Annotated in this window: 21 protein-coding genes; 14 read left to right on the top strand and 7 right to left on the bottom strand. The window is 55.6% G+C overall.

Annotated elements, in window-relative coordinates; all coding sequences use genetic code 11:
• Window positions 1–8: 8 nt before the first annotated feature.
• The 4 genes from ACJBF3_RS24575 to ACJBF3_RS24560 form a co-directional block, all read right to left on the bottom strand.
• On the bottom strand, window positions 9–389 hold the full coding sequence (locus tag ACJBF3_RS24575) for a response regulator transcription factor (protein WP_045327493.1): 381 nt from the start codon (window positions 387–389) through the stop codon (window positions 9–11).
• A gap of 20 nt (window positions 390–409) precedes the next feature.
• Window positions 410–673, bottom strand: a complete 264-nt coding sequence (locus ACJBF3_RS24570; RefSeq protein WP_045327491.1) for a XapX domain-containing protein — start codon at window positions 671–673, stop codon at window positions 410–412.
• Complete coding sequence (locus tag ACJBF3_RS24565; RefSeq protein ID WP_406545294.1) at window positions 670–891, bottom strand: DUF1427 family protein; 222 nt, start codon at window positions 889–891, stop codon at window positions 670–672. Before ACJBF3_RS24565 ends, ACJBF3_RS24570 begins: the two co-directional genes overlap by 4 nt.
• Window positions 892–952: 61 nt before the next feature.
• Window positions 953–1,639, bottom strand: a complete 687-nt coding sequence (locus ACJBF3_RS24560; protein WP_008501349.1) for a hydrolase — start codon at window positions 1,637–1,639, stop codon at window positions 953–955.
• Window positions 1,640–1,857: 218 nt separating this feature from the next.
• Here ACJBF3_RS24560 and ACJBF3_RS24555 point away from each other — a divergent pair, with 218 nt between their 5' ends.
• The 4 genes from ACJBF3_RS24555 to ACJBF3_RS24540 are packed head-to-tail and all read left to right on the top strand — an operon-like array spanning window position 1,858 to window position 6,605.
• Complete coding sequence (locus ACJBF3_RS24555) at window positions 1,858–3,729, top strand: amidohydrolase (protein ID WP_047716599.1); 1,872 nt, start codon at window positions 1,858–1,860, stop codon at window positions 3,727–3,729.
• A complete protein-coding gene (locus tag ACJBF3_RS24550; protein WP_045327486.1) occupies window positions 3,729–4,136 on the top strand; it encodes a DoxX family protein in 408 nt (135 codons plus the stop codon). Before ACJBF3_RS24555 ends, ACJBF3_RS24550 begins: the two co-directional genes overlap by 1 nt.
• Entirely contained in the window at window positions 4,133–5,752 is a 1,620-nt protein-coding gene (locus ACJBF3_RS24545) for an MFS transporter (protein WP_045327484.1), read from the top strand. Before ACJBF3_RS24550 ends, ACJBF3_RS24545 begins: the two co-directional genes overlap by 4 nt.
• A gap of 31 nt (window positions 5,753–5,783) precedes the next feature.
• Complete coding sequence (locus ACJBF3_RS24540; RefSeq protein ID WP_406545293.1) at window positions 5,784–6,605, top strand: alpha/beta fold hydrolase; 822 nt, start codon at window positions 5,784–5,786, stop codon at window positions 6,603–6,605.
• Between the two features lie 121 nt (window positions 6,606–6,726).
• Here the strand turns inward: ACJBF3_RS24540 and fosA are convergent, their stop codons facing one another.
• Window positions 6,727–7,152 carry a FosA/FosA2 family fosfomycin resistance glutathione transferase gene (gene fosA, locus ACJBF3_RS24535; RefSeq protein ID WP_045327480.1) on the bottom strand — a complete coding sequence of 142 codons (426 nt, stop codon included), beginning with the start codon at window positions 7,150–7,152 and terminating at the stop codon, window positions 6,727–6,729.
• Window positions 7,153–7,351: 199 nt separating this feature from the next.
• Here fosA and trpS point away from each other — a divergent pair, with 199 nt between their 5' ends.
• From trpS to ACJBF3_RS24485, 10 genes are all read left to right on the top strand, one after another.
• Window positions 7,352–8,356 carry a tryptophan--tRNA ligase gene (trpS, locus tag ACJBF3_RS24530; RefSeq protein ID WP_045327479.1) on the top strand — a complete coding sequence of 335 codons (1,005 nt, stop codon included), beginning with the start codon at window positions 7,352–7,354 and terminating at the stop codon, window positions 8,354–8,356.
• A gap of 172 nt (window positions 8,357–8,528) precedes the next feature.
• The gene (locus ACJBF3_RS24525) at window positions 8,529–9,212 is read left to right on the top strand and encodes a hypothetical protein (protein ID WP_045327477.1); all 684 of its coding nucleotides are present in this window, start codon (window positions 8,529–8,531) and stop codon (window positions 9,210–9,212) included.
• The gene (locus ACJBF3_RS24520; RefSeq protein ID WP_045327475.1) at window positions 9,205–9,552 is read left to right on the top strand and encodes a hypothetical protein; all 348 of its coding nucleotides are present in this window, start codon (window positions 9,205–9,207) and stop codon (window positions 9,550–9,552) included. Before ACJBF3_RS24525 ends, ACJBF3_RS24520 begins: the two co-directional genes overlap by 8 nt.
• A 2-nt stretch (window positions 9,553–9,554) precedes the next feature.
• Entirely contained in the window at window positions 9,555–10,034 is a 480-nt protein-coding gene (locus ACJBF3_RS24515) for a type VI secretion system tube protein TssD (RefSeq protein ID WP_045327473.1), read from the top strand.
• Window positions 10,035–10,389: 355 nt separating this feature from the next.
• Window positions 10,390–10,872 carry a hypothetical protein gene (locus ACJBF3_RS24510; RefSeq protein WP_045327471.1) on the top strand — a complete coding sequence of 161 codons (483 nt, stop codon included), beginning with the start codon at window positions 10,390–10,392 and terminating at the stop codon, window positions 10,870–10,872.
• A gap of 3 nt (window positions 10,873–10,875) precedes the next feature.
• Window positions 10,876–12,534, top strand: a complete 1,659-nt coding sequence (locus ACJBF3_RS24505) for an S-type pyocin domain-containing protein (RefSeq protein WP_045327469.1) — start codon at window positions 10,876–10,878, stop codon at window positions 12,532–12,534.
• A gap of 1 nt (window position 12,535) precedes the next feature.
• On the top strand, window positions 12,536–12,784 hold the full coding sequence (locus tag ACJBF3_RS24500) for a bacteriocin immunity protein (RefSeq protein ID WP_045327467.1): 249 nt from the start codon (window positions 12,536–12,538) through the stop codon (window positions 12,782–12,784).
• A 34-nt stretch (window positions 12,785–12,818) separates the two neighbouring features.
• On the top strand, window positions 12,819–13,103 hold the full coding sequence (locus tag ACJBF3_RS24495) for a bacteriocin immunity protein (RefSeq protein ID WP_223239953.1): 285 nt from the start codon (window positions 12,819–12,821) through the stop codon (window positions 13,101–13,103).
• An 18-nt stretch (window positions 13,104–13,121) separates the two neighbouring features.
• Complete coding sequence (locus ACJBF3_RS24490) at window positions 13,122–13,382, top strand: hypothetical protein (protein ID WP_045327466.1); 261 nt, start codon at window positions 13,122–13,124, stop codon at window positions 13,380–13,382.
• 591 nt (window positions 13,383–13,973) lie between these two features.
• Window positions 13,974–14,345 carry a hypothetical protein gene (locus ACJBF3_RS24485; protein WP_045327465.1) on the top strand — a complete coding sequence of 124 codons (372 nt, stop codon included), beginning with the start codon at window positions 13,974–13,976 and terminating at the stop codon, window positions 14,343–14,345.
• Window positions 14,346–14,418: 73 nt separating this feature from the next.
• Here ACJBF3_RS24485 and ACJBF3_RS24480 read toward each other — a convergent pair whose 3' ends face one another.
• Window positions 14,419–14,892 carry a SymE family type I addiction module toxin gene (locus ACJBF3_RS24480; protein ID WP_072265616.1) on the bottom strand — a complete coding sequence of 158 codons (474 nt, stop codon included), beginning with the start codon at window positions 14,890–14,892 and terminating at the stop codon, window positions 14,419–14,421.
• A gap of 443 nt (window positions 14,893–15,335) precedes the next feature.
• On the bottom strand, window positions 15,336–15,782 hold the full coding sequence (tssD, locus tag ACJBF3_RS24475; RefSeq protein ID WP_047716622.1) for a type VI secretion system tube protein TssD: 447 nt from the start codon (window positions 15,780–15,782) through the stop codon (window positions 15,336–15,338).
• Window positions 15,783–15,844: the final 62 nt, after the last annotated feature.

Below are 15,844 nucleotides of genomic sequence, written 5' to 3'. Positions count from 1 at the left end.
CGCGATCCTTATTGTCGGCGGGCCAGCTCCCGCTGAATATGATCCAGCAGAATATCGATGTTAATGGGCTTACGCAAAAATGCAGCGGCGCCCAGGCTGAGGGCGTACCGCTGCATATTTTCATCAGCATGACCGGAGATAAAGATCACGGGCGGCGGCGGAACGGCGAGCAGCCGCAGCTTGTCAAACAGCTCCAGGCCGCTCATGCCCCGCAGCTTGAGATCGGCGATCACCAGCGCCGCGCCGGACAGGGCGAGCGGATGGCTCAGAAACACCTCTGCCGAATCAAACGTATCGGTCGAATAGCCTTCCGACTCCAGGAGATTACTCAGCCCGCTGCGGACGGAACGTTCGTCATCAATGATGGCAATGCGCCACGGCAGCGTCATGCTGTCTTTCCTCTCACAAATCATTCAGCGTCGCGATCGTCCTTCGCGGGCGCCGGGGGCGCCGTGCCGCTGATTTTCGGTACGCATTCGTGACGAAACCAGGCGAGGGTAAGCGGTTCGCGACTCAGTAAACGCCGTCCCACCGGAATGAGCTGTTCGCCCACCAGCATGCCAAACAGGCCAAGCAGGGCAACAACCGGCGGCGCCGGGGAATGGACGTCGAGCAGGGCGTAAATTACCCCAGCTGCCACGCCGCACACCAGCGAAATTATCCATGCTTTCATGACGATGCTCCCGTCTGCGAAGTGCCCTGCGGAACGGTCACCTGAGGCGGCGGCGCGCCGTCGCGAGATAACAGATGCCGCGTCGCCTGTTCACCCGCCAGCATCCCCAGCAGGTCAATCAGCGCCAGCGCGGGCGGCGCGGGGGATCGCACCTTCAGCACGGCATACATCAGGCCAATCAACACGCCTGCGGCAAGGGATATCAGCCCAGTACTCATTGTGAACTCCAGAGAAAGAGGCAGCGGCGAGCCGGATGAGGGACCAGCCCGCCGACAAGGCTTAGCGAGCCGGAACCGGCGCTAAGGTGCGGTGCTCGCTCTTCTGGCGAGACGGCGCTTTGTGCACCATGGTGTAGGCGTAATCGACGCCCATGCCGTACGCGCCGGAGTGCTCGCGCACGATGTCCATCACCGCGGTGTAGGTCTCTTTACGCGCCCAGTCGCGCTGCCACTCCAGCATCACCTGCTGCCAGGTCACCGGGATCACGCCCGCCTGAATCATGCGCTGCATCGCGTAGTCGTGGGCTTCTTTGGAGGTGCCGCCGGAGGCATCCGCCACCATATAAATCTCGTAGTCGCCTTCCAGCATCGCGCACAGGGCAAAGCTGTTGTTGCACACTTCGGTCCACAGGCCGGCAACCACCACCTTCTTCTTGCCGTTGGCCTTCAGCGCGTCGCGCACCTTCTGGTCGTCCCATGAGTTCATGGAGGTACGCTCCAGAATGTCCTGACCCGGGAAGACGTCCAGCAGCTCCGGATAGGTATTGCCGGAGAAGCTTTCGGTCTCTACGGTGGTGATGATGGTCGGGATGTTGAACACCTTAGCCGCTTTCGCCAGCGCCACGGTGTTGTTTTTCAGCACCTGGCGGTCAATAGACTGCACGCCAAACGCCATCTGAGGCTGGTGATCGATAAAGATGATCTGACAGTTCGCAGGGGTTAACACTTCAAGCTTTGAAGAGGTCATAGCATTTTCCAGTGGTTAAGGGGAGAAATCGCCGGGATCGCCACGGCGATAAAGTCACCCTCATCCTGCGGTTTATCGCCCCCGGGCGTAATTATCTCTTCGTATAGTTAACCTTAGGTATAGTTATACTTTGGTATACCTATCCTATTGTATAACTGGATCTTTGCCGAAACCGGTTCCCATAATCCTGACCATTCCCCTCTCAGTCAGGAGCAGTTATGGTTACCCTCGGTAAAGCCGATCTCATTCTGGTTAACGGCCAGTTTCATACCGTCGATCGCGAGAACCCCATCGCGGAAGCCGTTGCCGTGCGCGATGGAAAATTTCTGGAAGTGGGTACCGTTGCCGAGGTGATGCAACACCACAGCGACGGTACGAAAGTGGTCGATTTGAAAGGCCACACCGCCATCCCCGGGCTGAACGACTCGCACCTGCACCTGATCCGCGGCGGGCTGAACTATAACCTCGAGCTGCGCTGGGAAGGCGTACCGTCGCTGGCCGACGCCCTGCGTATGCTGAAAGAGCAGGCTTTGCGCACGCCGTCGCCCCAGTGGGTGCGCGTGGTGGGCGGCTGGACCGAGTTCCAGTTCGCCGAGCGCCGCATGCCGACGCTGGACGAGATCAACGCCGCCGCGCCGGACACCCCGGTCTTCATCCTGCACCTCTACGACCGCGCCCTGCTCAACCGCGCCGCGCTGAAGGTAGTGGGCTACACCAAAGACACGCCGAACCCGCCGGGCGGCGAGATCCAGCGCGACGCCAACGGCAACCCGACCGGGATGCTGATTGCCCGCCCGAACGCCATGATCCTCTACGCTACGCTCGCCAAAGGGCCGAAGCTGCCGCTGGAGCAGCAGGTCAACTCCACCCGCCAGTTCATGCGCGAGCTGAACCGCCTGGGGCTGACCAGCGCCATCGACGCGGGCGGCGGCTTCCAGAACTACCCGGAAGATTACGAGGTGATCGCCGAGCTGCACCAGAAAAAGCAGATGACCATCCGCATCGCCTACAACCTGTTTACCCAGCGTCCGGGCCACGAGCTGGAGGACTTCGAAAAATGGACCGACATGCTCACGCCGGGCCAGGGCAGCGACTTCTTCCGCCACAACGGCGCGGGCGAGATGCTGGTCTTCTCCGCCGCCGATTTTGAAGACTTCCTCGAGCCGCGCCCGGATCTCGCCCCGGGCATGGAGGACGAGCTGGAGCGCGTGGTGCGCCATCTGGTGGAGCACCGCTGGCCGTTCCGCCTGCACGCCACCTACAACGAGTCCATCAGCCGCATGCTGGACGTCTTCGAGAAGGTGAACCGCGACATTCCGTTTAACGGCCTGCACTGGTTCTTCGACCACGCGGAGACCGTTACCCAGGCCAACATCGACCGCATCAAGGCGCTGGGCGGCGGCATTGCCGTGCAGCACCGTATGGCCTTCCAGGGGGAGTACTTCGCCGAGCGTTACGGCATCGACGCCACCCGCCACACGCCGCCGGTGGCGAAAATGCTCGAGACCGGCGTGCCGGTGGGCTTAGGCACCGACGCCACCCGCGTGGCGAGCTACAACCCGTGGACCGCGCTCTACTGGCTGGTCTCCGGCCGCACCGTCGGCGGGATGCAGATGTACGACCACAGCGCCCGTCTGGACCGCGATACGGCCCTGATGCTCTGGACCCAGGGCAGCGCGTGGTTCTCCAGCGAGCAGAATCAGAAGGGGCAGATCAAGGTCGGCCAGCTCGCCGACCTGGCCGTGCTCAGCAAAGACTACTTCCGCGTGCCGGAAGAGGAGATCAAGGGCATCGAGTCCGTCCTGACGGTGGTCAACGGCGACATCGTCTACGCCGCGGGCAGCTTTGGCCCGCTCGCGCCGCCGGCGATTCCGGTTCTGCCCGAGTGGTCCCCGGTGGTGAAGGTGCCGGGCCACTACCGCAGCGCGCCGCCGCAGGCCGCACGCGTGGGCATGAGCGCCGTCCACCACTGCAGCGGCCCGTGCGGGGTTCACCGCCACCAGCATGATTTTGCCCGCACGTCAGAGATGCCGGTGTCCGACGATAACGCTTTCTGGGGGGCGCTGGGCTGCAGCTGCTTTGCATTCTGATGAAAAACACCACTATGCCGCCCCGGATCGACCTGGGGCTGTTGTTCCTGCGCCTGACGGGTAGCCTGCTGCTGCTCTACGTGCACGGCCTGCCGAAGGTGCTGCACTTCAGCGAAGAGCTGACGCGCATTGAGGATCCATTCGGCTTCGGGCCTTATGCCAGCCTGATCCCGGCCATCGTTGCCGAGGTGGTTTGCCCGCTGTTCATCATTGCGGGCGTGTATACCCGCCTGGCGTGCCTGCCGATTATCGCCGTGCTGCTGGTGGCGATGCTGGCGGTCCACCCTAACTGGTCGATTGCCGAAGGGCAGTTTGGCTGGCTGCTGCTGATTATCTTCACCACTCTCGCCCTCACCGGGCCGGGCCAGTGGCGGCTGCCGCGTAAGGCAGCGGAGAGGTTTGCATGACCCAGGTTAACGACGTTCGCGACGCACACGTCGAGACGACGCCCGCATCAACGGTTTCGCCCTGGCAGCCGCTGAGCCAGCCGGTGTTCAGGATGCTGTGGATCGCCACGGTGGTCTCTAACGTCGGCTCATGGATGAGCGACGTCGGCATCAACTGGAGCATGCTGACCCTGAGCGCCGACCCGCTGGACATCGCGCTGGTGCAGGCGGCCAGCAGCCTGCCGATGTTTCTCTTTGCCCTGCCGTCCGGGGTGATGGCGGACATCGTCGACCGACGTAAATACCTGCTTTTCTCCCAGCTGTGGGTGTTCATCGCCGCCGCCGGGCTGACGGTGCTCTCCTTCACCGGACACGTCACCCCCGCCGTGCTGCTGGTGGCGACGTTTCTGCTGAGCGTGGGCGCGGCGATGAGCTCGCCGCCGTTCCAGGCGGTGGTGCCCGATCTGGTGAGCAAGCCGGAGCTGGGCGCCGCCGTGGCGCTGAACTCGCTCGGGGTGAACATCAGCCGGGCAATCGGCCCCGCGCTGGGCGGTTTTCTACTCTCGCTCGCCGGGCCGTGGATGGTGTTTGCCCTGAACGCGCTGTCCGTGGTCGGCGTGGCGTGGGTGCTGTGGCGCTGGCGTCCGGCGCCGTCGGTGCAGCGCCTGCCGCCGGAGCACTTCTTCTCGGCGGTGCGATCCGGCATCCGCTACGTGCACGCCGCGCCGGTGCTGCGCAACGTGCTGGTGCGCACCGTGGCCTTCTTCGTTTTCGGCAGCGCGGGCTGGGCGCTGCTGCCGCTGGTGGCGCGCCGCGAGCTGGGCTTAGGCCCGGCGGGCTACGGCGTGATGCTGGCGTGCATTGGCCTGGGGGCGATTGCCGGAGCCATTCTGCTGCCGCGCCTGCGCCAGCGGCTGAACGCCGACCGGCTGATGGTGGCCGCCAGCCTGGTCTTTGCCCTGACCATGATGGCGCTAGCCTTCGTGCGCCACGCCTGGCTGCTCAACCTGTTTGAGTTCTTCACCGGCTTCGCGTGGATTGCGGTGCTCTCCACCCTCAACCTCGGGGCGCAGCGCAGCGCCGCCCGCTGGGTGAAGGCCCGGGCGCTGGCGGTCTACCTGACGGTGTTCTTCGGCTCGATGACCGCGGGCAGCGCCCTCTGGGGGCAGATCGCCTCCCGGTTCGGCACCCCGACCTCGCTGGTGGTCGCCACGCTGGGGATGGTGCTGGCGAGCGCCACGGTGTTCCGCTGGAAGCTGGAGAAAGACCCGGATTTAAACCTCGACCTGAGCGGCCAGCCGCTGGACGGCGTGGAGATCGACCTGCCGAACGAGCGCGGCCCGGTGCTGGTGTCGCAGGAGTACCTCATTGACCCGCAGAACGCGAAGGCCTTCCTGGAGGCGGTACACGAGCTGCGCCGGGTGCGCCGCCGCGCCGGGGCGATGAGCTGGGCGGTGTACGAGGATATCGAGCGTCCCGGCCTGTTTATCGAGACCTTCCTGATGGGCTCGTGGATTGAGCATCTGCGCCAGCAGGAGCGCCACACCATGAATGACCTCCTGCTGCAGAGCCGCGTTCTGGCTTTTCATCAGGGCACAACCTCACCGGCCATTCGCTACCTGGTCGCGCCGGTATAACCATAACCATCACCTGTACAGGAACAACACTATGGCAACGTTTAAGGCAAAAGACGGCACGCAGATTTACTACAAAGAAGGCGGCGCGGGCAAACCGGTTCTCTTCAGCCACGGCTGGCCGCTGGACGGCGACATGTGGGACAGCCAGCTGAACTACCTGGCCGAGCGCGGCTTCCGCGCCATCGCCTTTGACCGCCGCGGCTTTGGCCGCTCGGATCAGCCGTGGAACGGCTACGACTACGACACCTTTGCGTCCGACATCAACGACCTGATCGTCACCCTTGACCTGCAGGACGTAACGCTGGTGGGCTTCTCCATGGGCGGCGGCGACGTGACCCGCTACATCAACAACTACGGCAGCGCGCGCGTCGCCGGCCTGGCGCTGCTGGGCGCGGTGACGCCGATCTTCGGCAAATCCGACACCTTCCCGCAGGGTGTGGATCAGAGCGTGTTCGACGGCATTCGCGACGGGCTGCGTAAAGATCGCGCCCAGTTCATCAGCGACTTCGCCACTCCCTTCTACGGCACCAACGCCGGGCAGACCGTCTCTGCCGGAGCCCTGACCCAGACGCTGAACATCGCCCTGCTGGCGTCGCTGAAGGGCACCATCGACTGCGTGACCGCGTTTGGCGAAACCGACTTCCGCCCGGATATGGCGAAAATCGACGTGCCGACGCTGGTGATCCACGTCAGCAACGACCAGATCGTGCCGTTTGAAAGCACCGGCAAGCTGGCGGCAGAGATGATCAAAAACGCCACGCTGAAGGTGTACGACAACGCGCCGCACGGCTTCGCGCTGACCCACCAGGACCAGCTCAACGAAGACCTGCTGGCGTTTGTGAAGTCGCTGTAAGTCATTACGCGAAGCCTGATGACGCTTCGCTTATCAGGCCTGCAGGGGCTGGTCCTGTAGGCCGGGTAAGGCGCAGCCGCCACCCGGCTCTGAGGGTGACTTCAGGCACCGCGAGCAGGCCTCAGGCCTCGTCAGAGGTAAACACCATGCCCGCATAGGGCTTCTCGCGACACGCCGCCAGCCGCGCGGCGAGGCTGCCCACGTGCAGCTCCAGCTTGTGGCCGTCCGGGTCGAGAAAATAGAACGACGCCCCCTCGCTTTTGTTCTGCTTCCAGACGGTAACGCCCGCCTGCTCAAGCCTGCGCGAGAACGCGTCAAAATCCTCTTCCGCCACGGTAAACGCGTAGTGGGTGTAGTCGCTCTCCTGCGGCGGCACATACTGGCGCGCCTCGTCGTAGGACAGGCAGACCCACAGATCGCGGCAGGTGAGATAGGCCCCGGTATTCCAGCGGGCGTGTAGCGCAAGCCCCAGCAGCTCGTGCCAGAAGGTGACGCTTTTTTGCAGGTCGCTGACCGCGAGGGTCAGGTGGTTGAGTGATTGCAGCATGACGTGCCCTTTTGTTTTTCGCGCCGGACGTGGTACGGTAAAGAGATGAACATAAACCACGCCGTGCTCACCGTAAACCGCTGGTGGCTGCCTTCTTAAAGGCGGCACGGAGTAGTTTTCCCCATTTTCAGATAGCCGCCGAAAGGCGGCTTTCACACATCTAAGACCCCTTTCGGCAACTGCACATTAAGGAGTCTTTATGAACGCACCCACCATCCTCACCGGCGACCGCCCAACCGGCCCGCTGCACCTCGGCCACTATGTCGGATCGCTGCGCCAGCGCGTGGCGCTCCAGCAGACGCACAGCCAGTTTGTGCTGATTGCCGACCTGCAGGGGCTGACCGACAACGGCAGCAACCCGCAGAAGATCCGCGACAACATCCCCGAAGTGCTGGCCGACTACCTCGCCGCCGGCATCGACCCGAACCTGACCACGATCTGCCTGCAGTCCGCCCTGCCCGCCCTCGCCGAGCTGACGATGTTGTACATGAACATCGTCACCGTCGCCCGCGTGGAGCGTAACCCGACGGTGAAAAACGAGATTGCGCAGAAGGGCTTCGCCCGCTCGCTGCCGGTCGGGTTTATGGCCTACCCCATCAGCCAGGCGGCGGACATCACCGCGTTTAAGGCCGAGTGCGTGCCCGTCGGCGACGACCAGCTGCCGATGATTGAGCAGACCAACGAAATTGTGCACAAGATGAATAGCCTGCTGCCCGCCCCGGTGCTGCGCCACTGCAAGGCGATGCTGAGCGACACCAGCCGCCTGCCCGGCATTGACGGCAGCGCCAAGATGTCGAAATCGCTGGGCAACACGCTGCACCTGTCGGCCAGCGAAGAGACGATCCACCGTGCGGTCAGCGCGATGTACACCGACCCGAACCACCTGAAGGTGAGCGACCCGGGGCAGATTGAGGGGAACGTGGTGTTTACGTATCTCGACGCGTTTCATCCGGACAAGGACAAAGTGGCGGCGATGAAGGCGCACTATCAGGCGGGCGGGCTGGGTGACCGGACGTGCAAGAACGAGCTGGAGGCGTGTTTGCAGGAACTGATTGCGCCGATGCGGGAGCGGAGGGCGATGTATATGCGGGATAAGGGAGAGCTGATGGCGATGCTGAAGCGCGGGACGGAGCGGGCGCAGGGAGTGACGCAGGAGACGTTGAGGGAGGTGAAGGTTGGGCTGGGGGTGCCGGTGTTTAGTTAAGGTAGGTTTTGCGGTGGAGTGCGTGGGATAGGCATGAAGCCGCTGATTATCTCATTAAAGATAAAATTGATACCTCTAACAATTCTTAATTCCTTATTTAGATAAGATAAATTGCTTCAATCACATTAATATTACATTGATAAATCCTTTATTGCGTATTTAAAGGATTATTATGGCTGATGTAGAAGATATAGCCCGGAGATTATGCAACATTATCGCTTCTCCTGATACAGTTACTGGGCTTATAAATGGAGGGCTAACTGTACCGCTAGATTATGGATATCTGATTTATGGTATCTTTGACACGGATACCAGGTATGCTCGTGAAACTCAACGTATACGAATGATTACTGCCATAAAAAATGACATTTTGAATTACGAAAACATTGTCAACGCTGTCAAAATTATACTTAAAGAATTCAACAGATATTTAACAGAAGCGGAGCAGAATAAAATATACAGATCTGTAATGACTTCAATTGCAGGTAGAGTATCAACCAATTTTATTGCATCCACTATCGTGAAGCATGTTATTGAAAGAACATCTTTTACGTTTGTTGTTTTTAAAGGAAAAGGTAACCCGATCACAGCACTGAGCACACTTCTTTTATTTGGGGGAATGGCTGAACGATCAATTAGGACATCTGACAGACTCAAAGCAGAAGCCCCAGAAGTATATCAACTTCTGAGCCCCAGAGACTATGACCTACTTTATTTTCTGTTCGCTGATGCCGTCCAGCCTTTCGTAGATGCTCTCCATGCAGGTTATTCAGAAGGGAAGCCTGTATTTAATCAAATCATGAAGGAAGTTAATGAAAAACTAACTGCACACACTACGGCAGGCGCATATGAGTAAGTTTATCACCCCAATTATAAACCTGCTTCTATGCTCATATTTAGTTTTAGCCTATATCCTTAGCTGGGTTGAATTCGAAACCTGGCATGATAAAACAATCGCCTTTTGCATCATTACCCTAAGTGCCTACCTTATTTCATTAGTAATGAATAAATTACTGCCGGGAAAGATACATATTTTTGGCGGGATCCTGGATGTGTTATCAGGTCCCTTACTTATCATCGGTGCATTTGCTTGTATAGCTGTACTTGAACCATGGCCGCTGAAAATTATTGGCTTATTCATATGGGTCGTGGCGATGTTGCACCTACCTTCTTTTGTAAATATAGATAAGGAATAATCATGTCAAATCCAGCATATCTTTGGTTAACCGATACTAATGGCTCACCCGTCGTAGGAAGTTCCATGGTGTCCGGTCGGTTAGGCGCTATTGAATTAAAGGCGGTCGCTCATCACCTCACCATTCCTGTGAGTGGACATACAGGCCGACTAACAGGTACCCGCGTACATACACCGATTGCCGTTCAGAAAGAGTTTGATAAAACAACACCGGTTCTTATTAGGGCACTGTGTGAAAACCAAACGCTAAAATCGGCTACGATCAAAATGTATCAAATTGATGATGCAGGAATCGAGAGAGAATATTTCAACATTATCCTGGAGAATGTAAAAATCACGGGTATTACGCCCAATCTGTTCCCGGGTTCTGGAACAGGAACGCATACAGAGACGATCGAGCTAAGATATGAAGCAATCACCTGGAAACACTGTGATGGGAATATCGTTTACAGAGATGCCTGGAATCATATGGCGATAGCCTGAGTCGACGTTCAATTTCTCTGAACGAGGTAACGTTTTTTTTACCGGTCCGGCCCAGCAGAGTGCCGCCGGGAAGCACTGGCGGACTGGGAGTGCTGGTGTTTTGAAATAAACTCATGCAGCGTTTGCATTCAAATATTACATACGCTGCATAATATTATTTATCGGCAATTCATTGAGTATTACATCTATAATTAACAGAAATCATTACTAACCCTTCTCTAAAAGATGACCTGTATCAATATGGACATTTATTTCGGATTTTAGCCCGGTTCATTAACCACTTTATGACTATTCGCCATACAGTCTAAAATCTAGCATTGCTGCATTTACTCTTCTGCCCCTACAAGGAATTGTCATGCAGCTTTACACCAATGAATTCACCGCTGAGTTAAAAGCAGAAATAGATCGTTCGCCTTTTTCCGATGAAGAACTGGCCGCCATGCCTGAGGACGCGCGCGCCATTATTACCGAACAGGAAGCCTTTCATCGACAACATCCCGTCACCGCCATTTGGCGGATCGCCACGGCTGGCAGCCGGACGCGACTGGGCGGCGTTGTTCTTCCCGTCGATCGTGAAGCCACAATGCTCATGGACGATGGGAGTTACACCAGCGTGATTGTCGAAGGCGACTGTGTGGCCTATCCGGATGGAACGCTCGCCACGATTATGACCTCAGCTGGCGAAGCGTTTTCCTGGAGGCATCAGGGCGTTGCGCTGGTCGGCAGCCAGCTTGATAACGATGACGAGATTATCAGCACACCTCTCGGCAGTACTTATCTGGTCACCCGCGAAGGTATTCCACCTCAAGAGGATTTCTTAACCTGGCCCGGAGAATAGGCCATGGGCTACCGTTCCACAAACTACGGCCGCGGTCAGGCGCTGCACGGCGACAGAACGACTACCGGCGCAATATGCTGTAGCACCCTGCCCAACTGCACCGAGCACGGTCGCGGCGTTATCCGCGTCGGCGATAAAACCACGGCATGCCCAAAATGCGGCAAGCAGGGCGTTGTTGCCGACGGCGAACCTCGCGTTAACTGGATGGGGCAAGCCTCAGCCGTTGATGGTTCTGTCGTCATTTGTGGCTGCCCGTACGGAACCAACCGCGTGATCGCTCCATCGGGAGAGTGGCTCGGCTCCGGTCCCTCTCCTGCCCAGGTCGCCCAGGAAAAGCACCTGGCTATGCTTGCAGCGCGCCGAAAAGAGCAAGAGGCCGAAGCGCAGCGACAAGCAGAAGAACGCGATCGCAACCGGGTCTTTGCGAAATCCTGCCTGCGCGGTGAAGGCTGTAACGATGCAGGCACCGAAAGTGAGCCTCATACCAACTTCGCCGAGATGGCATTTTATCAGGCCATGCCTAACGACGCCCCGCAGCACGCCCAAGCGGCAAAGCGTAAGGCGATCCCAAAACCAAAGCAACGTAGCGCGCTTTATCTTTGGTGGAATGGGCATCACGAGGAGATGGAGTATCAGGCTGCCGTTGCCGCCGAAGAAAGGGCCTGGACCGCGCGGAACGCGATAGCCGATGCCAGCGAACTCGCCCTAATAGGCGGGCGCACCGTCACTCCCGGCACATGGGTCGTGCGCGGCGCTGCACTTGGCGAGATAGCCACGGGAGGCATCGGTGCACCTGTCGCAGGGCTGCTGATGGGGATGTATCCCGGCAAGCTGAACGACGGAGAGCAGGATTTTATCGACAGGATGCGCGCCGAACAGATGCGGGAAGCCCCTACCCGCGTTCGCTTCACCTGGGAGAGCGACGCCAGCGGCAACCCGACACCGCGAGGCTGGCATACGCCGCCCGGCAAAGACAGCGTGCGCGTTCGCACGATGGAGTGGGATAGCCGACGCCAGGCATACACCTTTACTACCGAAGAAGACCCTGGCATCACCCTCATCTGGACACCGGACCGCACTGGAGAGAGTAAGCCGTGGGATACTGGCAATCACAACCCGGTACGAATATCGAACCCGGTTGTGGTTGATCCGCTGCCGGAGGATACGGGGGTTGGTGCAACGATCAGCCCGACACCGGAAGAGAAGACGTTTGCGGATTATATTCTGATTCTGCCGGTGGGCGGGGTGCCGCCGATTTATGTCTATATCCGCCATAATCCCGGACAGGTCACAGGCAAGGGGCAGAAAATTAGCGGCATTTGGTTATCTGATGCGAATACGGGGAATGGGTCTCCTATTCCAAGCCAGATAGCGGATCGATTACGTGGGCAGACATTTACGGACTTTGACCAGTTTCGTAAGGCGTTTTGGCTGGAGGTCTCGAGGGATCCGATACTGCTGGAGCAATTTATCAGCAATAACCGCGCAAGTATGCGTAAAGGAAACGCCCCTTATACACGTACACCTGACTCGGTTGGAAAAAGAGAACGCTATGAAATTCATCACATACAACCTATCAGTCAGGGCGGTAAGGTGTATGACGTTGATAATATGGGAATAACCACTCCAAAACATCACATCAAAATTCATAAGGGAGAATGATATGAGACAGTTAAGCGATTACACAGAAGAAGAATTTTTAGAACTGGTACGCAAAATTTGCAATGCGGACGCACCAACTGAAGAAGACGAGAATCGATTGGTTAGAGAATTTAAACGGCTTACCGAGCACCCCGCAGGCTCTGACCTGATTTTTTATCCTGAAGAGGGCAAAGATTATAGTCCAGAAGGTATTGTTAGAGAAGTTAAGGAGTGGCGTAAAGAAAATAGTAAATCCGGATTTAAAGAATAACAATCTTTGAGGCTCCCGCGCTTTCGGGCGCGGAATGTGTACAATAAAATTCAAAAAGTTAAAAACAATGAAGGATTTAAGAGATTATACTGAAAGTGAATTTCTAAGTCTGGTACGAAAAATTTGTACCGCCACCAGTGAAACAGAGGAAGATGGTAATTGTCAGGTTAGAGAGTTCGAACGACTTGCAGAGCATCCCTCTGGTGCAGATCTTATTTTTTATCCCGAAGATGGAAAAGATGATAGCCCAGAAGGCGTTGTCCAGGAAGTAAAAGAGTGGCGTCAGCGTCGTGGCAAACCTTGCTTCAAGTCTGAGTAATTCTTTAGGATTAAAACAATGATCGTTTACTCTATAGATGTATACAGTAAAACAGATGAACTTTTTGTTTATGAAATCATAATCTCTCAACAAAATGTAGCTGCGCTGTATGACATCATGGTTATTTCAGATGAAGATAAAGCCGACTTCTCCTATGGCATAGGTGTTTATAATATAAACAAAACTCAGGCATATCTCTTAGAAAAACTCATTGGAAGATCATTCTACTCAGAAGATTTAACTTTTCAGATTTCAGGGGGAGAGATTTTACAAAACTAAATATCCATGCTCCCTTTTTTCATCTCGACAGAGTTTAAGGAGACTCATCTGGTCGGTAATTCGTGGTTCAAATGCACGGAACGAATGAGCTGATTTACTATTAAACCATAGAACTGAACTATAAATGTAACTATAAACATTGAGGCAATCATTGAATATTTTTGGAAAAGTCATATCGAATTAGCAGATGCAGGATTTATTTCAAGAAAAACATGTCCAAAGGGCATTCGGGCTCTGTGAACAAGCTCCTGAACATGGAGATAGAAGGCATCAATTTAACTTTTTAAGAGAAACACAAGCCCTTGTTTAGATAAACCTTAAAATTCGCAAAAGGGAGAATTCCAAATGCAACTTTCAAAACGTTCGTCCAACCCCTCTTCGCTAGCATATGCCTCGCGAATGGGTCCACAGCACTTTTGGTCATTTGTGAGGATGTGTTCCGCCTAAGACCAGTAGGGCAACCGGTTTCAAACCATAGCATAGATAATCACGCTTTCTGGAGCAGTACTCTACTTCACATCTTGTCTAATAGCGAGTGACTGTTAAGTTCCGGATAGCCAATTGAATCTAACGAATACGGAATTTTTGTAAATGGAACCTACTCTCGCACAAGTTATTGAGGTCGTACGTGAGTCCTCTGGGATACATCGTAAACCTATTGATAGCAACACCTGGATTGAGGCCGATTTGCATATTTGCGGTATCGATGGCGAAGACCTACTGGAAGACTGCGAAGAAGCGTTTGGCGTTCAGCTTGCCACGGAAGAAGATGGCTACAGGAATACGTTCTCTCTCGCAGAGAATGAGTATCTGTTTACGGGTGAAGGCATAGACTTTTTTGGCATCTGTCGGTTTATCCGCTGGATACGTGGCATACCCGAACCTGTTATACGCGATTTAACCGTCGGTGAACTTCACGCTGTACTGGTTAAGTCTGTGAAAGAGCAGGTAAAGCACGAGTGATTTCTGCTTAATACGGGCATGGGATGACATGCCCGTTTTATTGCTTCAACGGTTACATTAGATGGAAAACTGGTTACTTAGACATCGCCTGCCCTGTTCCACGCTTAACAACCGGTATATCACCGGTATCATTAAGCGCACCCGGAAACGTCTTCAGCCACTGCGCCACTTTCTGTTTATTTATACTCACCACGCTCATACCCTCCAGGCATCCCCATAATTCTCTTGTATGCTGTGGCGTTATCACAATGCAGTCTTTCATGGCGCGGATTTTCACCGGCATGCCGTTGATAAAGCCCGCTCGGGTTAACCACTCGCCGCCCAGAAGAAGGTATTTCATGTCTATGCGGGAATAAAGTTCGCAGCAGGCGGCACTGTCCTGCTGCGTTTCCGCGCGGGGATGGACGGGCGCCGCGTTGAGCTGGTTGCCGTGAAGTCGGCGGGCGCTGTTTTTGCGTACCAGCTCGCGGTTTTCAATCATGCCGGTGAAAGCGTCTGATTCTGTTTTGCAAACGGTAAACTCTGGCTTAAAATTCGTCGCAGCCATTTTCAACTCCTCGATAGTTGGTTGTGGTTAGCGGTATGGGGGTGTTGCAGCACCTTCATATCGCGAATTCCTCGTTAAATTTTCTCTGATACTTCCTTTCGCCGGTTGGCGTAATTTCTGGTGCTCATTATACAGGGCTGAATATAAACACAGCGGTTTGGTGTGAGGTAAATTTGAAGTTTGCGAGGGGGATTCAGAAAAATGGTTGGCTCAGGGACATTACGCAGCGAGGACTATCAGAATATAAGGTGAGCGCCCACATGGACCTCAGAGCAACCATTCGCCGATCTGAGGGCTGGCAATGAGTCGTTTTATTATCAATTTCGGTGACCAACTGAGCGATCGCCTTTAATACGATGGCAGTTGCACAGAGTTACGGACAGGCTCCTTTGAGAGGATAAGCGTTAATAAAGAGGAGGCACTTAATGCCTCCTTTCTATTTGTTACGCTCTTACGTTCCAATCGTCCGTATACTGGACATTACCATCAACATAACGCCAGGTGATTTTGTCATACATCAGGGAAACAGATTCCATGTGGTTGATCTGCGAGTTTCCTGCCATTTTAGCGTTTGGCATCCCTGGGTTAATGCCCGTCACTTTCACGCCCTCAATGGTCATGACGAAGTAGCACTCTTCTTGTCCTGCATGGTTAATGCGATACCAGCGAATCTCCGCACTTTTCAATGTTTGACCGGTGGCAACGGCTTTGTATAGATACGGGCTGGAGCTATCAAACTCCTTTTCAATCATCATCGGAGAATGTGAACGCTTGCCAGTAATCTTCCCGTTGGCACTGTCTACTGGAATGTTTAGACCATGGCTAAAGCCGTGACCTGCTCCCCGTTGATTAATACACCGCGATGTTAGTAATGTCTTCATAAGCCACATGAGGACGTCCACATGAAGAAGCGTTTTTCCGATGAACAGATCATCAGTATCCTCCGCGAAGC

Source organism: Enterobacter sp. PP-008-ECC_S150, assembly GCF_045257065.1.
GTDB lineage: Bacteria > Pseudomonadota > Gammaproteobacteria > Enterobacterales > Enterobacteriaceae > Enterobacter > Enterobacter chengduensis.
Note: the sequence above shows the minus strand (reverse complement) of the source record. Positions and strands in the feature narration are given on the sequence as shown.